The following is a 17935-nucleotide window of genomic DNA, read 5'->3' as shown; positions in this document are numbered from 1 at the left end:
AAGGTAACACAATTCCATATTCGGTCAAACAAAATCTTCGTCATCTGTTTTGCATACCCAGCCTAATCCATTGATTCAGGGATAATAAAGTCTGCTCAAATCACTTCTTTCAAATTCAGGAATCACTTCCCCGTAAATGAATTCAATACCGGTGCAGCGGTTGGGTTGTACTGATAGGTTTGCCAGGTATCGTCTTCGAAAATTTCTACAATACGGTAACCCTTGTATGCTGTTCCCCAGTTTCCTCCAAAGTGTCCATCGAAGAAATAGGGCATTTTCCCTTTTTGTTTTTTGCTGTCCTGATCGTGATCGTGGCCGTTAAAAATGGCTTTTACATTGGGTGTATTTTCAAAGAGTTCAACAACTTCTTTGCAGTCAATTCCGTTGTCTGTCCACTTTTCAGGGGTAATGTGAAGGAATATGAAAATGCCTTTTTTGTTGGCATATTTTGTGATTTCGCTACGCAGCCAGTTTATATCCGGACAAACATATTGCCCTTTTTCGTTTGATGTATCACCAGCAATGAAAGCGTAGTCTCCCTTTACAAAACTGTGGTTGGTTCCGTAGCCCCAGGTACTTTGCCACACGTCCAGCCCTACTTTGTCATGATTTCCCCTGCCAACATAATACGGTACGCGCAGTTTGCCAAACATGGTTTTCAGATCGTACAAAAGCGTTGGTTCGTCATGAATCAAATCTCCGTTAAAGAAAATAAAGTCAGCCCCGCGCTGCATTTTTTCTCTGTTTACCCAGCCAATAAGATCCGTATGCATTGTTGTATAATCAGTGCCGGGTTGTCCGAAATGGCCGTCCGAAGCTATAATAAACCGCATTGTTACGCTTGGTGGCAAAGAGGTATTAGTCAAATCGGTTAAAATGGAAACACCCGGAAGTACGGGAAGCATCTTCAGGAAAGAACGTCTTTTAAAAGTCATTTGGTATTTAGCAGGTCGTAGTTCGGGATGTTATCTTCTCTCAAAAATAGCTAATCGTCATTGATATTTTCTTTAATCTTGCATCTTGTTAACAATATTTAATACGTACTAGTCATGGATCGTCTCATTCTTCAAAAAGCAGCATCTTACTGTGCCTATCAGGAACGGACCCAGGACGAAGTAAAACAGCGTCTTAAAAAGTGGGATGTATGGGGTGATGAAGCGGACGAAATTATTGCGGAGTTGATCTCGATGAATTACCTGAGCGAAGAGCGGTTCGCCAAAACCTACGCCGGCGGTAAGTTCAGGATGAAAAACTGGGGAAGAATGAAAATTAAACAGGAGCTACACCGGCGGGGACTAAGTGATTACAGCATTGCCAAAGGAATGGGGGAAATTGGCGATGAAGTTTATTTAACCGGATTGAAAGAGCTTTTACAAAAAAAGAAAGATCTCCTTTCCCGCACAGAAACGGATGTTTTTAAGCTTAAACAAAAACTGGCCAGGTTCGCATTAGGCAAAGGATACGAAAGCGAACTGGTTTGGAAGACGATAGGGGAGATGGAAGATTTTAACAATTAGCGGCAAGCTATCAGCCAACCGCTAACTGCTAATAGCTAAAAATCAGAATCAAAAGATATTTTATGTCCGGAATCTTTATCGTTTAAACCGCTCATTACACCGGCTTTTTGGTATTCACCAACACGTTTTTCAAAGAAATTCGTTTTTCCCGGAAGTGAGATCAACTCCATGAAATCAAATGGATTTGCCGAACCAAATTGTTTAGGGCAACCCAGGCGTTCCAGCCAGAAGTCTGCAATGTATTCGATGTATTGGTTCATCAGTTCCGCATTCATACCGATCAGCGATACAGGCAAAGCATCCGTAACAAATTCCTGCTCAATACGAACTGCATCCAGCATGATCTCGATCACGCGCTCCTGAGGAAGCTGATTTACAATGTGGCGGGTGTAAAGCAAACATGCAAATTCACAATGCAGACCTTCGTCACGGGAAATAAGCTCGTTGGAGAATGAAAGTCCCGGCATCAAACCGCGTTTCTTTAACCAGAAAATGGAACAGAAAGAACCTGAAAAGAAGATTCCTTCCACAGCAGCAAAGGCGATAATTCTTTCGGCAAAAACAGGGCTGTTGATCCATTTCAAAGCCCAGTCAGCTTTTTTCTGCACACAAGGGATTGTATCGATTGCACGAAGTAAATGGTCTTTTTCAGCAGGATCTTTAATGTAGGTATCGATCAGCAGCGAGTAGGTCTCAGAATGAATGTTTTCCATGGCGATCTGAAAGCCATAAAAACATTTTGCCTCTGCATATTGCACTTCACTCAGGAAATTCACCGCAAGGTTTTCATTTACAATACCATCTGAAGCAGCGAAGAAAGCCAAAACATGGGAAATGAAATGACGTTCGCCATCATTCAGGTTTTCCCAGTCTTTCTGATCCTGCGAAAGGTCAATTTCTTCTGCCGTCCAAAACGACGCTTCATGACGTTTGTACATTTCCCATATATCTCCATGTTTGATCGGGAATAATACAAAACGCAAAGGATCTTCTATCAGCAAAGGTTCCGGAGCCGGGCCCTCCTGTTTGCTAAGCTCTTGTGACATAATTAGTTTAATTATTTACTTGGATCAGATTTAGTATTTTTATGGCCGGCCCGATTGGGTGGGCCGTGTTTGAGGGTTAGCAAATCTACATGCTTTGCTTTACAATCTCAAATCAGAGCGGATCAATTTCAAATCTTATTTAGAAAAATTCTTTACGGAATGGCTTAACTTTGTCCGTGCCGACTGGCTTCAAAAATTACATCTTATTTAGTCAGAATGTGTTGGTGAAGGCAGGTTTAAAAACAGTTAAGTTCAATTTGATTTATAAAATGATTACTCCCGCAGAACCGTCACGTTCAACCCCGCTTGTTTCCATTGTGATGGCGACTTATAATGGAGGACGTTTTTTAAGGGAGCAATTAGATAGTCTGGTTGCACAAACTTACCCCAATCTGGAAATTGTTATTGTAGACGATGCGTCAACGGATCAAACTCCTGCGATACTGGATGAGTATGTAGCCGTTTATTCAAACATACAAGTATATAAAGCTGAGCAAAATCTTGGGTACATCCGAAATTTTGAAAAGGGACTGTTACTTTGCCAGGGCGAATATATTGCACTTTGTGATCAGGACGATATCTGGCTTGCTGAAAAGATAAGTATTCTGATGAGGCAGAGAGGACACCATTCGCTGATTTATTGCAATTCGGAATTGATAGATGCAGCAGGTGAGAGGTCGGGGGTTAAATTAAACGATCTAAAAAATCTGCTTGATTTCTGGACTCCGCTGAATTATGTCGTGGGAGGTACCGCTTCCGGCCATGCCATGCTTGTAAAAAGAGAGGTTATCCTGCAAAGTGTTCCTCTGCCTTCCATGGTGACACACGATTATTGGATTGGATTTGTGGCTACCTTATCTGCTCCAATGAAGTTTGTACACGAAGTACTTGTGTTGTACAGACAGCACGGGGGTAATGTGATAGGCGTAAACGGCGGCGGGTCCAAAGCGACTAAAAAGAGGAAAATAAGTAAAGAGGAGCGTGACGAATTAGTTCGTCAGCGGATGAAGTTGATGTACGAAAAATGCCCGGAGCAGCCTGTTGAAATAAAAAAAGTTTTTTATTCCCTGAGCAAAAGCTACCAGAATTTTTCTTTCAGTAATAACTTTACGAGAATGACGATCTTTTTCAGGTACCGAAAGGAAATTACAGCTTATAAAAAGAGAAGTGAATTCAGGAGATGGCTGTTTTGCCTGAAAATGTTTTATAAAATTGAATAATTTTCCAGTTGATGGAAATCACAGATAACCCGAACATGTGTTATCAGGATTAAAAGTTAACCCGCAGATGATTGAAGAAAAAGTAATATGTCAAAAGTCGTGTGACCAAAAGGATTTTCTGTTTTCAATACTGATTCCTTCATGGAACAATTTGGCGTATCTTAAACTTTGTATTGCGAGTATCAGGAAAAATTCGGGTTATAAACACCAGATTATTGTCCATGTAAACGAAGGCGTCGACGGTACTCTCGACTGGGTAAAAGCGCAGGGAGATCTGGATTATTCATCAAGCAAACAAAATATTGGTGTCTGTTATGCGCTGAATACCGCCGCCACCCTGGCTGTTACAGACTACATTTTATATCTAAATGATGACATGTATGTTTGCCCCGGCTGGGATAAAGACCTTTATGAGGAAATAAAAACCATCGGACATAACCGGTTTTTTATTTCAGGGACATCCATTGAAGCTTTTCCCCAAAGCATCTGCTCAATAAAAGGAGATTTTGGGCAGGATATCGGCTCTTTTCAGGAGGATAAATTACTTGCTGAATATGACAAATTACCGATGGCCGACTGGCAGGGTGCAACCTGGCCTCCTAATGTCGTGCATAAGGACATCTGGGATACTGTTGGTGGATATAGCATCGAGTTTTCACCGGGAATGTATTCCGATCCGGACTTTTCGATGAAATTATGGAAGATGGGTATCCGGCTTTTTAAAGGTGTAAGTAAAAGCCGTGTTTATCATTTTGGTTCAACATCCGTGAAAAGGGTGAAGAAAAATAATGGTTACTACACATTTATCAACAAATGGGGACTTACTTCCGGGACATTTTCCAGATATTACCTCAGAAGAGGAAAGGGGTTTGACGGACCGCTCAGCGAACTGGATATACCGCTTCCGATCCGTTTTAAAAATCTGATGAAAAGGATTAGAGGTACTTTTTAAATTAATAAAAAGCCCTCCCGTTTTTTTTATATCCAGCGTTTTCGTCTGAAAAACCAAAGTACAATCGCGGAGGATAATACCATCAGCAGTAGCGAAACATAAAATCCCCAGGGTTCACCGGTTGATGGGATATGCGTGTAGTTCATTCCAAAAATTCCTGCAATAAGCGTTGGCGGCATAAATATAATCGTCACCACGGTGAAAATTTTGATCACCTGACTCTGTTCCAGGTTGATTAAACCCATAAACGTATTCTGCAGATACTCCAGGCGTTCAAAGTTGAAGGTGGTGTATTCGAGCAGGGAACTGATGTCCTTTAATATTATCCGTAAATGTTCTTTCCGGTCTTCCGGGAAATACTGGCTTCGTAATATGCCAGAGAGTACCCGCTGTTTGTCAATACTTGTTTCGCGCAGCATCATCGTAATTTCCTGAAGTCCGCTTATTCGGATCAGCACTTCCTGTCTTGCTTTTTGCTCGTGGCTAAGGTCCTTACTGATCGCCGAAATATCCCTTGATATGGCCTCAAGTGAATCCGCATCTGCTTCAATCCGGGTTTCCAAAAGTAAAAGCATTAAGTCCACTCCGGTCTGAAACGTATCCGGGCTGACCTTCATTTTTTTTACGGCGTCGGCAAAGGTTTTCGAATCTCCTCTGCGATAGGTAAAAAGAATATTTTTATTCAGGATAAAAGAAACAGGATAGGTTTCATAACCATTCTGATCAACTTTCAGAAAGTTAGAGTTGGCGTTGATGGTGTCATTTTGTTCGAAGAAACGCGAACTGCTTTCAATTTCAACGATTTCCTGGGGCGTCTGAAAACTGATATCACATTTATTCTCAACCCATTCCTCTTCCTCGGGAGTAGGTGATTGCAAATCCACCCAAACAAGATTTTTCACCTTGCCGAGTTCTCTCATGTCATTTTCGCGTCTAATTAAACGCCCGTCTTTATAGAAAATACGTACCATTTTTTAAAATTGGGAAAAAAGACGGAGGTAAAAAAGGAGAAAGGAAGAAAGGAGTAAGGAAAACAGAGGGTATTTACAATGTAGCAGGAATTTTATGTTTTAATTAAAGTTTATCAATCTACGGGTTACGTTATTTAGACATCCTCCGTCTTCCTTAATCCCTTTTCTCCATATTATTCCTATTTTTGCACGATGCAAAATACCGCTTCCAAGGGGATCTTCACAACACAATTCTGGCTGCTGGGTCTGAGTTCGTTTCTTTTTTCTTCCAGTTTTAACATGCTTATTCCTGAGCTGCCGAGCTACTTGTCTGCGATGGGCGGAGCGGAGTACAAAGGTTATATTATTGGGCTCTTTACATTAACAGCAGGCTTGTCCAGACCATTCAGCGGACGCCTCACCGACCGGATCGGAAGGGTTCCGGTGATGGCTGTCGGGTCCATTGTGTGTTTTGTGTGCGGCTTTCTCTATCCTGTTTTTACTACAGTTTTGCCGTTTTTACTTTTAAGGTTGGTTCATGGCTTTTCCACAGGTTTTAAGCCAACCGGTACTTCCGCTTATGTTGCCGATATTGTTCCTGCCGACAGGCGCGGAGAGGCTATGGGAATACATGGAATGTGTATGGGTGTTGGCTCTGCCTTTGGGCCGGCAGTAGGCAGTATGATCAGCCAGTTATTTTCACTGAATGTGCTTTTTTATACTTCTTCCGCATTTGCTCTGCTTTCCATTGTGATCCTGTTCAATATGAAGGAAACCTTGAAAGTGAAGGAGCCGCTGTCCGTGAAGGCGTTTCAGATTACCTGGCGCGATATCTTTGAACCTGATGTGCTGAATCCGGCACTGATTACATTCCTGGTATACTTCGGTTTTGGTGCAGTAGCAACCTTGGCTCCTGATTTTAGCGGCTATTTAGGATTGAAAAATAGGGGTATATACTTTATGGTCTTTACACTGTTTTCTATACTAATTCGTCTTGCAGCGGGAAAAATTTCGGACAAACATGGTCGTATTCCGGTTACTATCGCCGGATGTTCCATTTTGATTTTATCAATGGTTATTACCGGTTATGCAAATTCAGTTGTTATGTTTTTAGTTGGTGCTGCTTTTTTCGGCATGGCTATGGGCGTGCTTTCACCTGTTCTTTCTGCCTGGACGGTTGACCTGAGCGCGGAACATAACCGGGGACGTGCTTTGGCGACGATGTACATTTCGCTGGAAGCTGGTATCGGCCTTGGTGCATTTTTGTCGGCCGCGCTGTTTGCGAACAAACGTACAAATCTTCCTTTGGTTTTTCTTTGTATGGCAGGATTTGCAGCTGCTGCGCTAGTTTATACCATTTTTGTTCAGCAATATAAAAGACGCGCCAATCGTGTTATTTGACGATACTTACAGGACCATTTCGGGAAATGCCGAAGGATTTTTCAAAGACAAGGGCAGCAAGTTTCTATCATACGCTTTTCCGGTCCGAAATGAAAATGAAGCAAAATTAAACCTTGCCGAATTACGTGAACTGCATCCCAAAGCGGTGCATCATTGTTATGCCTACCGACTGGGATTGGATCGTATGAGTTACCGCATGAGCGACGACGGAGAACCGTCCGGAACAGCCGGGCGGCCGATTCTGAATACACTTTACTCAAAAGATGTTACCAATATTCTGGTTGTGGTGGTGCGCTACTTTGGCGGAACTCTGCTTGGTGTGCCGGGCTTGATCAATGCGTACAAAACGGCAACGGAACTGGCTTTGGAAGAAGCAGAAATAATCACTTCTCATCTGTTTCAAAATTATAAGCTGATATTTTCTTATATACAGATGAACGATGTGATGCGGATTGTAAAAGAGATGGAACTCCCTGTTACCGAACAGCATTTTGAAATGGAATGCAGCATGGTTGTGGAAGTTCGGACAACACTTATTGAACGTTTCGTCTCCCGTTGTGAAAAGGTGGAAGGGCTGAAACTAAACCTTTTGTGACCGAATTCAATTAGGTTAAGGTTTATTAATTGTCTGATAGTTTTGTAACTTCGTTTTGTTGACTGTTCAAATAACCAGGTTTTAGTCATGTTTACGCAAACAATTATACCGGATAAGGCTTCGATTACCATTCAGCTTCCAGAGAGTTTTGTTGGTGAGGAGGTACGGGTAATAGCTGTTGTTGAGAAAAAAACAGATGTTATGAAGAGTTTGTCTGATAGGCTAAAAGCTGTAAAAGATAAGTATTCAGTTTATCCGCGGGTAAATCTGTCCGATTTTACTTTTGACCGTGAGGAAGCTAATGACTTCGACTAACGTTTTTGTTGACTCCAATGTTATTCTTTATCTATTCGATAAAGACGGTGCCAAGAAAGAAATTGCAGAAAGAATAATTGCAGGCTCTCCATATATTAATTCTCAGGTTCTAGTAGAAGTCGGAAATGTATGTAAAAAGAAATTTGGTTACTCCAAAAGTGATATTATCGGTATTTGGGCTGATCTAATAAGTGATTGTTTATGTGTTGGTTTAGAAGAGTCCACCATGAAGGCAGCAATAGATTTGATCAAACGCTATGATTTTCAATTCTTCGACTCAATAATCGTTGCTTCGGCGATTGAAGTAAAGTGTTCCACCTTGTTTTCAGAAGCTATGCAGGATGGCCTCATTGTTAGTGGCACACTAACTATTTCCAATCCATTTAATTGAAATATTAAGCTCTCTAATTCTCCCCCTTCAGCATCTTCACAAAATCATCCTCATAAGCCTTTATCGCTTTAAGTAACTCCTGTAATTCTATATCCTCCGGGCTTCCTTTTTTAGCTCCAAAAATCTCATCGGCCCGCTCCGAAGCCTTTTCGTATTCACTTTCGTTTTTAATAGTCATAGCTGTTTTGGTTTGATACCGACAAACCTAAGAAAAGCTGTGGAAAAGTGCCAGTTCTTCCCGGAAACTCTTTCGAATTCTTAGTCTCCACTTATTTTTTATTGTAACAACCTATTGCTTGGTGAAATATCACGTGAACTTATATTATTCTGCGATCTTTTAACTGGATAACATCGATCGAAACTAACCGATAGTTACATCTAAGTACCTCAAAATGTTTATATTATACCTGCAAAATATGTGAGGAGGGGAAAATTATTTTATTGTTTATGAAAGTATTAGTAGGATAAAATAAATATTTTTTTAGGTCTCATAAATGTGCTTATCAGTTACAAAATCCAGATTATTGGTATTAATTAAATATTTAACAGGAATATATTATTTAATTTGACGCAAAAGTGGGTAAAATTCAATTTTTACAGAATAAAATATTGTTATACAGGACACTTATTAGTGTAAAATTTTGGAAAATCGTAAATATATAAATTTTTGTATTGTATTTTTCTTTATTTACTTTCGATTTAAGTATTTGTACTGTCAGTAACCTAACTATAACGCGGATGAAATGAGTTTTAAAGTTGAGCATCGTTTTTTCATTCCATGGAGCTAGCCATGTAAGGTATGGAGTTGATACTTCATTTGGCTAATTGATCGACACTGTATGATGTTTGGCAGTGAATGCCGGGACGTGGAGAGTGCTATGGTATTTTCAGGTCCGTAATCAATATCATATCGCTCTTTTGGTTTGTCGGTGGTAACCTTTCTTAAATCGGAGCGACCTGCAACCGGCGGCCATCTGTGGGAAAATTCATCTATCGCACTTTTTTTCTGTCTGGTACATGTGTTCCGGAATTTGAGAATGGGTTCTTGCGAACTCATATCAGCGTCCAACGAAGTATTGTTGTGTTTTTTAAGTAATGTGTTTGTCCAAGGAGTTTTTTTATCTATTAACCTAACTTAAAGTTTTATGATGCGTATTTTATTATTGGGCATGTTATGCTTTCTGATGATTCCTTCATTGCTCCGGGCGCAGGAAAAAGCGATCTCAGGGAAAGTGACAGCGGCGGACGACGAGTCGGCGATACCGGGAGTTAGCATTTTGGTATTAGGTACTAACATTGGTACTACAACGGGTATGGATGGCTTTTACAAGATTCAGGTTCCTGTTAATGCCAAGCTAATTTTCAGCTTCGTTGGGATGGTGACCAAAGAGGTTTCAATTGCGAACCAAACAATCATTGACGTGAAGCTTGTGAGTGACATCCAAAGCTTAGCAGAAGTCGTGGTGACAGGTAGTGGCGTTGCTACTTCCAAAGCAAGGCTGGGTATTGCCGTGGAGAGTGTCTCAGCCAAGGATCTTCCCCAGGCGCCCACAGCTTCCATTGATCAGGCTTTGATCGGTAAAATCCCTGGTGCTCAGATATCTACGACCAGTGGAAACCCCGGCGACCCGGTCAATATCGTGCTGAGAGGTATCAATTCCGTGCAAGGTGGTACCAAACCCCTGATCATGCTGGATGGTATCCAATTGGGGGCGACAGACATGAATTCGTTGGACCTGAGCAATGTCGAACGTGTAGAAGTTGTCCAAGGTGCTGCAGCTTCGGCTCTTTATGGAGCGCAAGGTGCTAATGGTGTAATACAAATCTTCTCAAAAAAGGGTAAGAAGGGACCTGTATCAATCAATTATTCTGCCAGTTACTCTCAAAATACCTTTATTAATAGCGGTAATGTGAACAAAGCCAACCTACACTCCTGGCTAACAGACGCAAGCAATAACATAGTTGATGTTAATGGAAAGATTCTTGAGTATAGCGAGGTGGACGCAATAACCGGGATAGCCTATGAGAACCCGTGGCTGTCGCCTAGCGGTGGTACTTTGGGCGCCAGGAACACGAGATGGGCGGTGCTTTCGCCGGAAAATATCTCAGATAAGCCATACAATGCCAACCTGAAGTTTTACGATCACTTCAAGCAGATATTTAAAACTGGCAATACGTGGAACCATAACTTAAGTGTTTCAGGTGGTGGCGACAAATCGGATTATTCGCTTTCGCTTTCGCATAGCGATGCGCTGACGCCTATCATGAATAATGGGCACTATAAGCGGACCAATCTGAGTGCCAACATAGGAACCGAGCTTTTTAAGAACTTTAAAATACGGTCCACTACCCAGCTCGTATATACGACAAATAATATAGATGCAGGACTTGGAGGAGGAGGAGGAACCGATTTCGGCTTGGGAGACCGACCGGGCGATACAGGACTGGTCTGGAGCTTCTTAAATACTTCACCTTTCTTCGACCTTTATAAAACGTATGACGATGGTACGCCAATCGGTCAACAACGTGCAGGCATTGTGTCGGTCAATGCGTGGAATCCGTACTATGACGCTTACTATAAATCCTCTGACGACCAGAAGGTGGACGTGATCCAGAATTTCAATGCGAACTACATGGTCAATAAGTTTTTGACGCTGGATGCATCCTACGGGATCAACTACAAAAACCAAAGCGTGCGCCAGACAACTTTGAACCAGACGGAAAACATTAACACCAGCTTTTATAGTGCTGCTTCCGACCTGGCAGGTGACATTTATAATTATCAGTACAAGAATAGTTTCCAGAATTTCCTGGGCAGCGCTTTCATTTACACCGATTTTAAGAAGGATTTCGGTTGGAATATCCCTATCGAAACTTCAACGCAGGTTTCGTTCGATTATCGGAAGAAGTTGTATGCTGAGTATAATACATACGGTTATGCGCTGCCACTGGTACCACCAATCAATATGTCGTCCACCAGCGAGCAGTCAGTTTTGCGCGATTACGAGCAAAAATTTGTCACCTACGGCTATTTAGTCAATCAGAAAATTAATTTCGGAGATTATGCAGGAGTAACTGTTGGTTTTCGGAGCGATTGGTCTTCCGCATTTGGCGGAGGCTCCAAGCCTGCTACCTTTCCACATTATGACGGGTTCTTTGCACCTTCTGCTTTTAATTTTTGGCGTGGCATAGAACCCATTCTCCCTTATTTTAAGCTCAGGGCGGCTTACGGCGAAGCCGGTATCCAGCCAGGGGCATTCGACCGTTACCCGGTGCTGAGCCAGGGTAACCTGGGTGATCAGATTTATTATGCCAATCCTTCGACAGTTAATAACCCGAACCTGAAAGTGGAAATTTCGAAAGAGCTCGAATTAGGGACGGATCTCACGTTGGTATTGAACAAAAACAGCAACTGGTTAAAGGAAGTGAATTTTTCTTTTACTTATTGGAAGAGATCCAGTGAGGATGTGATCTATTCGGTCAGCCAACCTATTTCCACCGGTACCGTAAGATCGTTGACCAATGCCATCGAGATGTCTTCTCATGGGATACAGTTTTCGTTGAATTTGCCCGTGATTAGAACAAAGGATCTTAGGTGGGATTTTACCGCCAACTTCGGCAAGCAAACATCGAAAGTCGATGCTATTGCGGGCGGGGCGGACATTATCCTGACCTCATCGGCTGGAAGCTCGGCGCTCACCTTGAGTGCGGGACAAAAAATAGGGCAGATATTCGGATATAAAGCACTGACCAGCGTCAATCAATTGAAGGCGGATGGAACCCGTTTCATCCAAGAAGCAGACGTGAACAACTACGACATTGTGGACGGGCGTGTGGTCAACATCAATACCAAGGCAATCCAATGGGAATCGACCGCTACTTCGTTTGGCGACCCTAACCCTAAATTCAACTCCTCGTTTATCAATAATTTGCGATATAAGGGGTTGTCATTGGGCTTCCAGTTCGACTGGGTGTATAAAAGCCATCTGTACAACCAAGTAAGGGAGTGGATGTACCGCGACGCAATCCATAAAGATTTTGCAACGCCTGTAACCATTGGTGGACAAACAGCAGCCTACACGGCATATTACATGAGCGCTTATGCAGGTGCAGGTGCAGGTGCGAGCAATAGCCGTAACGGTGGAGGTAATGCAACAAAAGATTATTACTACGAAGATGCTTCTTTTGTTAGGCTGCGTAACGTATCGCTCGGCTTCGATGTGACTCGATTTGTGAAACTGAAATACTTCAAAAAGATTGAACTGATATTGACCGGCAGGAACATTCTCACCTTTACGAAGTATACAGGCTTTGATCCGGAGATTAGTTCAGCTACGACCGCCAATTCTTCCTTCGACCGTGGTGTTGATAACGGAACTATGCCAAACACCAAATCATATCAGGCCGGTTTAAATCTTTCATTCTGATACATTAACAAATCGAATTATGATAATAAAAAGCAAATTCATTTGGGTGCTGATGATAGCATTCGTGATGGGAGGCAATTTTGCCTGCAAAGATCAGCTTGAGGTAGGTAACCCAAATTCTCCTACCCTGTCCGCTAACGTCACTTCGGTGAGTGGTCTGAGCTCCCTTGCACAGGGGGTGGTTTATCGCGATGGTTTTTACGACGGCGATGACTGGTTGGGAAATAGTTATTTTTCGCTGCCGTACGGTTACCAGGAGTTATTGGGTGATATGGTGGGGGCAATAACTGCCCTCAACCAGAACATAAACCGGATAGGGCAGGCCAATTATTTTACCCTTCCAGACGGTACCAAAGTTGAAACCGCCATTTCTAATGTTACTGAAATGAGAGATAATAATACGCGTGCCCGTACGGGCTCGGGCTACAATGCCACTTATTATCAATGGCTAAATATGTATGCGCTCAACAACGGTTGCAACCAAGTGCTTACTCTCATTCCAACGATTACCAGCGATGCATCAACAAAGGCAACTTTTGAAGCTTGGTGCTATTGGTGGAAAGGGTACGCTTATGCGTCCATTGGCTCAATGTACTACTCAGGTCTGATTATTGATGAATTCGGGGCGACCTCCAGTAATTACGTAACCCAGGATGCGGTGATTGAAAGATCCAACTATTATTTTAAATTGGCTGCTACTACATTGGACGGTGTAAGTGATCAATCCACCTATTCCAATATTCTTACCAGTCTCATTCCGGCTTTTACGCAAACGGGGAATGGCGGGGTGCCTTCGGTTGCAGTATGGAAACGTAATGTAAACACGATGCTGGCCCGCAACATCCTGGTCAACCACCTTGCCCCGTTTGTCAACGGCAATCCTTCGGCCACGATCACTGGAGCAACCATCCCAAAGATGACCGCTGCAAATTGGCAGGAGGTATTAAAACTGGCAACTAATGGCATCCAGCAGGGAGATGTCGTCTTTACCGGTAGATCCTTATCCACCAATGGCTTCTTTACTGCCGGCGGAGGAACCGCAGCTTCGTTGTCTGTCGGCCCTAGTCCAACCTTCCATATCAGTGAGCGGTTCGTTCAAAATTTCAAGGCCGGCGATGCCCGGTTGGGGAATTTTGGGACTGCGTCGTTTGGGCATACGTTCTTTGGTACCCGGCATACCAATACCAATGGCCTCGTGGGTAAGGGTATTTATGATTATGGAAGCCGTGAGATAGGTGAGTACGAGCTTTTCATTGCTGGAAGCTATGAAGAAAATGCCCTGATGCTGGCAGAGGCAAACATCAGACTGGGCTCCATTGCAACTGGCTTAGGTTATGTTGACGCCGTTCGGAGCCATATGGGAGCCGGTATAGCTCCGGTAGCGGTGACAGTTACTACGGAAGCCGCAGCGATGAAGGAGCTTTTTTTGGAAAGTAGAGTAGCGCTTGCATTCAGAGGGTTGTCGTTCTACAACTATAGAAGGTGGGGGATTACCTATGATATTTCTAAAGGCGGAGGTGGTTATGGAAATACGTTTTACCTGAATGAGAAGGTACATACCAACGTTACCGTCAACTACAACTTCATGGATTATTGGGATGTGCCTGCTGATGAAGCCGAACTTAATCCGACAACCGGAGCAGCAATTAAGAACCCGAATTTCTAGAAATCAATAAACGGAGTTCAATTAATGCGCGATAAAGGGGAGCATGAAGATGGATAAAACTATCGTCATGTTTTTCTTTTGTATCACAATGTTTAATTTCGTCAATGCCACATTGATGATAAAAGTTATTTTTATGAAAAGAAATAAATTAGGCGTTTCAATACTAATGTGTTTGAGTGTCTTTACCCTTGAAGCGCAAACTACATTTAATAAGGAACAGAAGGAAGTCATCGGGGGATTGGAAGCGAAAAAGGATCATTATGCAGAGATTTCAAAAAAAATATGGGATCTGGCAGAGGTGGGTTATCAGGAATACAAAAGTTCTGAAATTCTTCAGGAAGAATTAAAAAGGGAAGGTTTTGCAGTTGAAAAAGGCGTTGCAGGAATCCCTACTGCTTTTGTGGCGACATACGGAAGCGGCAAACCAGTGATCAGTATTCTTGCTGAGTTTGATGCACTTCCAGGTATGGCGCAGGAGGCTGTAGCCGACCGCAAGGTTATCGAAGGGCAAAAAGCAGGACATGCCTGCGGGCATCATTTGTTTGGTACCGGCTCATCTGCTGCTGCCATTGCTGTAAAGGACTGGCTTAAAAAAGGAGGGAAAACGGGAACGATCAAACTCATGGGCTGTCCTGCGGAAGAAGGCGGTTCAGGAAAAGTTTATATGGTTCGCGAAGGCGTTTTCAAAGATTCAGATATTGTTCTTCACTGGCATCCAGCCGACCGTAACGGTGCAAATCCGTCCAGTTCCCTTGCCAATATTTCAGGTAAATTCCGGTTTACAGGTATCGCAGCACATGCTGCCGGTGCTCCTGAACGCGGACGTTCTGCGCTTGACGGCGTTGAAGCTATGAACAACATGGTGAACATGATGCGTGAGCACGTACCTCAGGAAACAAGAATTCACTATGTAATTACCAGGGGTGGAGAAGCACCAAATGTTGTTCCTGCTTTTGCAGAAGTTTATTATTATGCCCGCCATCCAAACCGTGAAGTGGTGCGTGATGTATGGAGCAGAATGGTGAAGGCTGCTGAGGGCGCAGCGATGGGAACAGGAACAAAAGTGGAACTGGAAGTTACCGGCGGCGCTTATGATCTCTTGCCAATAGAATCGCTGGCCAGAGCAATGCATAAAAATCTTGACGTTGTGGGTGGATTAAAATACAGTCCGGAAGAAATTGCTTTTGCTGAAAAATTGATTCCATCACTGGTTGTCCCCGGTAAAATGAGCCCGCTTTATTCAATGGCCGAAAAAGTTGCTCCGTTTTCAACAGATCCGGAAAGCATGGGTGGCTCAACAGACGTTGGTGATGTAAGCTGGGCAGTACCAACGGTTGGTCTTGCTGCGGCTACCTGGGTGCCGGGTACGCCTGCACATAGCTGGCAGGCAGTTGCCGCAGGCGGAATGACCATCGGCCCAAAAGGAATGATGGTTGCCGCCAAAACGTTAGCGCTTACGGCTATTGATCTTTTCAAAGATCCTGCTTTGATCAAAACTGCACAAGCCGACTGGCTTAAAGCAAGAGGACAAAACTTCAAATACGAAGCGATGGTGGGGAACAGGAAACCGGCATTGGATTACAGAAAGTAATTTTCCCAAGATTATATTAAAACAGAAACGCCGGTCAGATATTCGACCGGCGTTCTGCGTTATGTTTGGTTTTTAGTTAATATCCGGGGTTTTGTGTCAGCGTTGGTTTGCCATCTAACTGGCTATTCAGAATTTCATCCTGAGGCAGTGGATAGTAGTTATTTTTTTCAGTAAATGTTTTTCCAACCATGTATCCTCTTTTGCTGAACGTACGTCCGGAAGGCTCTTTTCCTGGCACCGATTCTTCGGCGGCGTATTTATTCAGCACTTTTGCGGCAATTCCCCAGCGAACCAGGTCGAAGAAACGATGACCTTCCATGGCAAACTCAAGTCGTTGTTCCATTCGGACAGCGTTTCTTGCATAGTCGGCTCCTTTGCCCGCAAAAGTACCTGCCGGATACGGTTCCACCACATATTTAACTGTTGCGTCCTGTACTGAACCTGTTTTTGCACGGTTTCGGATTTGGTTTACCAAGCTTTCTGCAGCTGCAAGATTTCCAAGCTCTGTTTCACATTCCGCTAGCCATAGTATTATGTGAGAAAGTTTGATCATACGGAAGTTGTTATTTACGTTACGTCTGCTGGTTGAATGGGTCGTACTATTTTCTTCACCTACATAATACATCCATTTTTTACCTGTGAAAGGTCCTGCATAAGCCTGGTCACGAATCCATGAAGAACCGGGCATCTGGCCCCAATCGAGGAAGTTGACACCTCTGCGTCCTACGGTCCAGTCAAGGCGGGGATCTACAGGGATAGTTTTATCCAAAGTAAATGCTGTGGTTGCATTTATACCCTGATCGCTTGGTAAATCAACCTTATTGTAGGTATCCGCTGTTCCGTCCGCGGCACTACCGATCATTGGTAAACCATTTTCAGTTTTAAATGCATTCACCAGATTATGAGAAGCCTGATAAAATCCACAGCAACCTCGTCCGGGAGCTCCGGCTGAGTACGGCCAGTTTAAGTTATCACCGGCATTTCCATTATTTCCGTTTGTCCCATCATTTACCGAAAATTGAATTTCAAAGATTGATTCAGTATTGTTGTTTCCGGTAGTACGGTAGTTGTCATGATAGTTTGCAACCAATTTTTTTCCTGAATTTGTTAATACATCGGTAAGTAAAGTTTTTGCTTGAGCCCATTTTTTCTGGAACAAATAGGTTTTGGCAAGGAAAGATTTCGCCGCCCATTGTGTAGCTCTTCCTTTTTGGGATTGTACTCCGGGTAAAGTTTTAGCAGCGAAATCAAAATCAGCTTCAATTTTAGGCCAAATATCTTCGGTATTAGGTACTTTGGTAGAATTTGGATCAGCCGACTTGTAAATAACTTCGTCAATGAAAGGGATTTTGTTCCACATTTTTTTTGCTTCAAAATGGAAGAATCCTCTCAGAAAACGTGCCTCTGCTGTAACCTGAAGGATTTCCTCTTTGGTCATATCCTTAATCAAATCGCTATTCGCAATCTGAATTACCTCGTTACATCTTGCAACGCCATCATACTGATGCCACCATTTACCCAAAAAGTAAGTGTTGTCGGAAAGCCAGTTGTATTGCTCGATAAATGACTGCTCAGGCTGGTCACCTGCATCCGTTCCTTTTACGGCATCATCGCTGGCAATTCCACCAAAAACATAATTTGAGACTGTAGACTGTCGACCGGTGTTACCTGATCCAACTCCGTCAACAAGCGAATAGGCACCTATCAAAAGGGCATTCACCCCATTTTTGTTGCTTAACTGTTCCACTGATGCCCGTCCCTGCGGTTTCAGATCGAAAAAACTGTCGGAGCATGAAAAGCTCAGTCCGGTCAGCAGGAGAATGATTGCTATTTTTTTCATTGTATTTTATGAATTTCGTTAATG

At 43.0% G+C, this 17935-nt stretch carries 15 protein-coding genes; 10 read left to right on the top strand and 5 right to left on the bottom strand.

What is annotated here, in order from left to right:
- Positions 1 to 122 precede the first annotated feature (122 nt).
- A complete protein-coding gene (locus tag E0F88_RS23415; protein ID WP_131960716.1) occupies positions 123 to 935 on the bottom strand; it encodes a metallophosphoesterase family protein in 813 nt (270 codons plus the stop codon).
- A 114-nt stretch (positions 936 to 1049) separates the two neighbouring features.
- Between E0F88_RS23415 and E0F88_RS23410 the strand changes: the two genes are divergently transcribed.
- Positions 1050 to 1517: a regulatory protein RecX gene (locus E0F88_RS23410; protein ID WP_131960715.1), complete on the top strand. Its 468-nt coding sequence runs from the start codon at positions 1050 to 1052 to the stop codon at positions 1515 to 1517.
- Positions 1518 to 1552: 35 nt separating this feature from the next.
- Here E0F88_RS23410 and E0F88_RS23405 read toward each other — a convergent pair whose 3' ends face one another.
- Positions 1553 to 2563, bottom strand: coding sequence for a ribonucleoside-diphosphate reductase small subunit (locus E0F88_RS23405; protein ID WP_131960714.1), 1011 nt, complete (start codon positions 2561 to 2563; stop codon positions 1553 to 1555).
- 269 nt (positions 2564 to 2832) lie between these two features.
- On the opposite strand from E0F88_RS23405, the gene E0F88_RS23400 reads away from it, so the two are divergent.
- Both E0F88_RS23400 and E0F88_RS23395 read left to right on the top strand, forming a co-directional pair.
- On the top strand, positions 2833 to 3783 hold the full coding sequence (locus tag E0F88_RS23400) for a glycosyltransferase family 2 protein (protein WP_131960713.1): 951 nt from the start codon (positions 2833 to 2835) through the stop codon (positions 3781 to 3783).
- 67 nt (positions 3784 to 3850) lie between these two features.
- The gene (locus tag E0F88_RS23395; RefSeq protein ID WP_131960712.1) at positions 3851 to 4735 is read left to right on the top strand and encodes a glycosyltransferase family 2 protein; all 885 of its coding nucleotides are present in this window, start codon (positions 3851 to 3853) and stop codon (positions 4733 to 4735) included.
- Positions 4736 to 4761: 26 nt separating this feature from the next.
- Here E0F88_RS23395 and corA read toward each other — a convergent pair whose 3' ends face one another.
- Positions 4762 to 5706, bottom strand: coding sequence for a magnesium/cobalt transporter CorA (corA, locus tag E0F88_RS23390; protein ID WP_131960711.1), 945 nt, complete (start codon positions 5704 to 5706; stop codon positions 4762 to 4764).
- 192 nt (positions 5707 to 5898) lie between these two features.
- Here corA and E0F88_RS23385 point away from each other — a divergent pair, with 192 nt between their 5' ends.
- The 4 genes from E0F88_RS23385 (at position 5899) to E0F88_RS23370 (ending at position 8387) form a co-directional block, all read left to right on the top strand.
- Positions 5899 to 7086, top strand: coding sequence for an MFS transporter (locus E0F88_RS23385; RefSeq protein ID WP_131960710.1), 1188 nt, complete (start codon positions 5899 to 5901; stop codon positions 7084 to 7086).
- Entirely contained in the window at positions 7076 to 7681 is a 606-nt protein-coding gene (locus E0F88_RS23380) for an IMPACT family protein (protein ID WP_181956108.1), read from the top strand. Before E0F88_RS23385 ends, E0F88_RS23380 begins: the two co-directional genes overlap by 11 nt.
- A gap of 87 nt (positions 7682 to 7768) precedes the next feature.
- Positions 7769 to 7996 carry a hypothetical protein gene (locus tag E0F88_RS23375; RefSeq protein WP_131960709.1) on the top strand — a complete coding sequence of 76 codons (228 nt, stop codon included), beginning with the start codon at positions 7769 to 7771 and terminating at the stop codon, positions 7994 to 7996.
- Positions 7983 to 8387, top strand: a complete 405-nt coding sequence (locus E0F88_RS23370) for a PIN domain-containing protein (protein WP_131960708.1) — start codon at positions 7983 to 7985, stop codon at positions 8385 to 8387. Before E0F88_RS23375 ends, E0F88_RS23370 begins: the two co-directional genes overlap by 14 nt.
- 13 nt (positions 8388 to 8400) lie before the next feature.
- Here E0F88_RS23370 and E0F88_RS33780 read toward each other — a convergent pair whose 3' ends face one another.
- Positions 8401 to 8565, bottom strand: coding sequence for a hypothetical protein (locus E0F88_RS33780; protein ID WP_165940135.1), 165 nt, complete (start codon positions 8563 to 8565; stop codon positions 8401 to 8403).
- 967 nt (positions 8566 to 9532) lie between these two features.
- On the opposite strand from E0F88_RS33780, the gene E0F88_RS23365 reads away from it, so the two are divergent.
- From E0F88_RS23365 to E0F88_RS23355, 3 genes are all read left to right on the top strand, one after another.
- Positions 9533 to 12814 (top strand): SusC/RagA family TonB-linked outer membrane protein, encoded by a 3282-nt coding sequence (locus E0F88_RS23365; RefSeq protein WP_131960707.1) that lies wholly within the window; start codon positions 9533 to 9535, stop codon positions 12812 to 12814.
- A gap of 19 nt (positions 12815 to 12833) precedes the next feature.
- Entirely contained in the window at positions 12834 to 14480 is a 1647-nt protein-coding gene (locus E0F88_RS23360; protein ID WP_131960706.1) for a RagB/SusD family nutrient uptake outer membrane protein, read from the top strand.
- Positions 14481 to 14613: 133 nt separating this feature from the next.
- Positions 14614 to 16071, top strand: coding sequence for an amidohydrolase (locus E0F88_RS23355; RefSeq protein ID WP_131960705.1), 1458 nt, complete (start codon positions 14614 to 14616; stop codon positions 16069 to 16071).
- A gap of 76 nt (positions 16072 to 16147) precedes the next feature.
- On the opposite strand, the gene E0F88_RS23350 is transcribed toward E0F88_RS23355, so the two are convergent.
- Positions 16148 to 17911: a RagB/SusD family nutrient uptake outer membrane protein gene (locus E0F88_RS23350; protein ID WP_131960704.1), complete on the bottom strand. Its 1764-nt coding sequence runs from the start codon at positions 17909 to 17911 to the stop codon at positions 16148 to 16150.
- Positions 17912 to 17935: the final 24 nt, after the last annotated feature.

The sequence above is a fragment of the Dyadobacter psychrotolerans genome (assembly GCF_004349265.1).
GTDB classification, from domain to species: Bacteria; Bacteroidota; Bacteroidia; order Cytophagales; family Spirosomataceae; genus Dyadobacter; species Dyadobacter psychrotolerans.
Note: the sequence above shows the minus strand (reverse complement) of the source record. Positions and strands in the feature narration are given on the sequence as shown.

Coding starts and splice junctions, on each gene's coding strand:
- E0F88_RS23415 (WP_131960716.1), bottom strand. CDS start 935: ATGACTTTTAAAAGACGTTCTTTCCTGAAGATGCTTCCCGTACTTCCG.
- E0F88_RS23410 (WP_131960715.1), top strand. CDS start 1,050: ATGGATCGTCTCATTCTTCAAAAAGCAGCATCTTACTGTGCCTATCAG.
- E0F88_RS23405 (WP_131960714.1), bottom strand. CDS start 2,563: ATGTCACAAGAGCTTAGCAAACAGGAGGGCCCGGCTCCGGAACCTTTG.
- E0F88_RS23400 (WP_131960713.1), top strand. CDS start 2,833: ATGATTACTCCCGCAGAACCGTCACGTTCAACCCCGCTTGTTTCCATT.
- E0F88_RS23395 (WP_131960712.1), top strand. CDS start 3,851: ATGATTGAAGAAAAAGTAATATGTCAAAAGTCGTGTGACCAAAAGGAT.
- corA (WP_131960711.1), bottom strand. CDS start 5,706: ATGGTACGTATTTTCTATAAAGACGGGCGTTTAATTAGACGCGAAAAT.
- E0F88_RS23385 (WP_131960710.1), top strand. CDS start 5,899: ATGCAAAATACCGCTTCCAAGGGGATCTTCACAACACAATTCTGGCTG.
- E0F88_RS23375 (WP_131960709.1), top strand. CDS start 7,769: ATGTTTACGCAAACAATTATACCGGATAAGGCTTCGATTACCATTCAG.
- E0F88_RS23370 (WP_131960708.1), top strand. CDS start 7,983: ATGACTTCGACTAACGTTTTTGTTGACTCCAATGTTATTCTTTATCTA.
- E0F88_RS33780 (WP_165940135.1), bottom strand. CDS start 8,565: ATGACTATTAAAAACGAAAGTGAATACGAAAAGGCTTCGGAGCGGGCC.
- E0F88_RS23365 (WP_131960707.1), top strand. CDS start 9,533: ATGATGCGTATTTTATTATTGGGCATGTTATGCTTTCTGATGATTCCT.
- E0F88_RS23360 (WP_131960706.1), top strand. CDS start 12,834: ATGATAATAAAAAGCAAATTCATTTGGGTGCTGATGATAGCATTCGTG.
- E0F88_RS23355 (WP_131960705.1), top strand. CDS start 14,614: ATGAAAAGAAATAAATTAGGCGTTTCAATACTAATGTGTTTGAGTGTC.
- E0F88_RS23350 (WP_131960704.1), bottom strand. CDS start 17,911: ATGAAAAAAATAGCAATCATTCTCCTGCTGACCGGACTGAGCTTTTCA.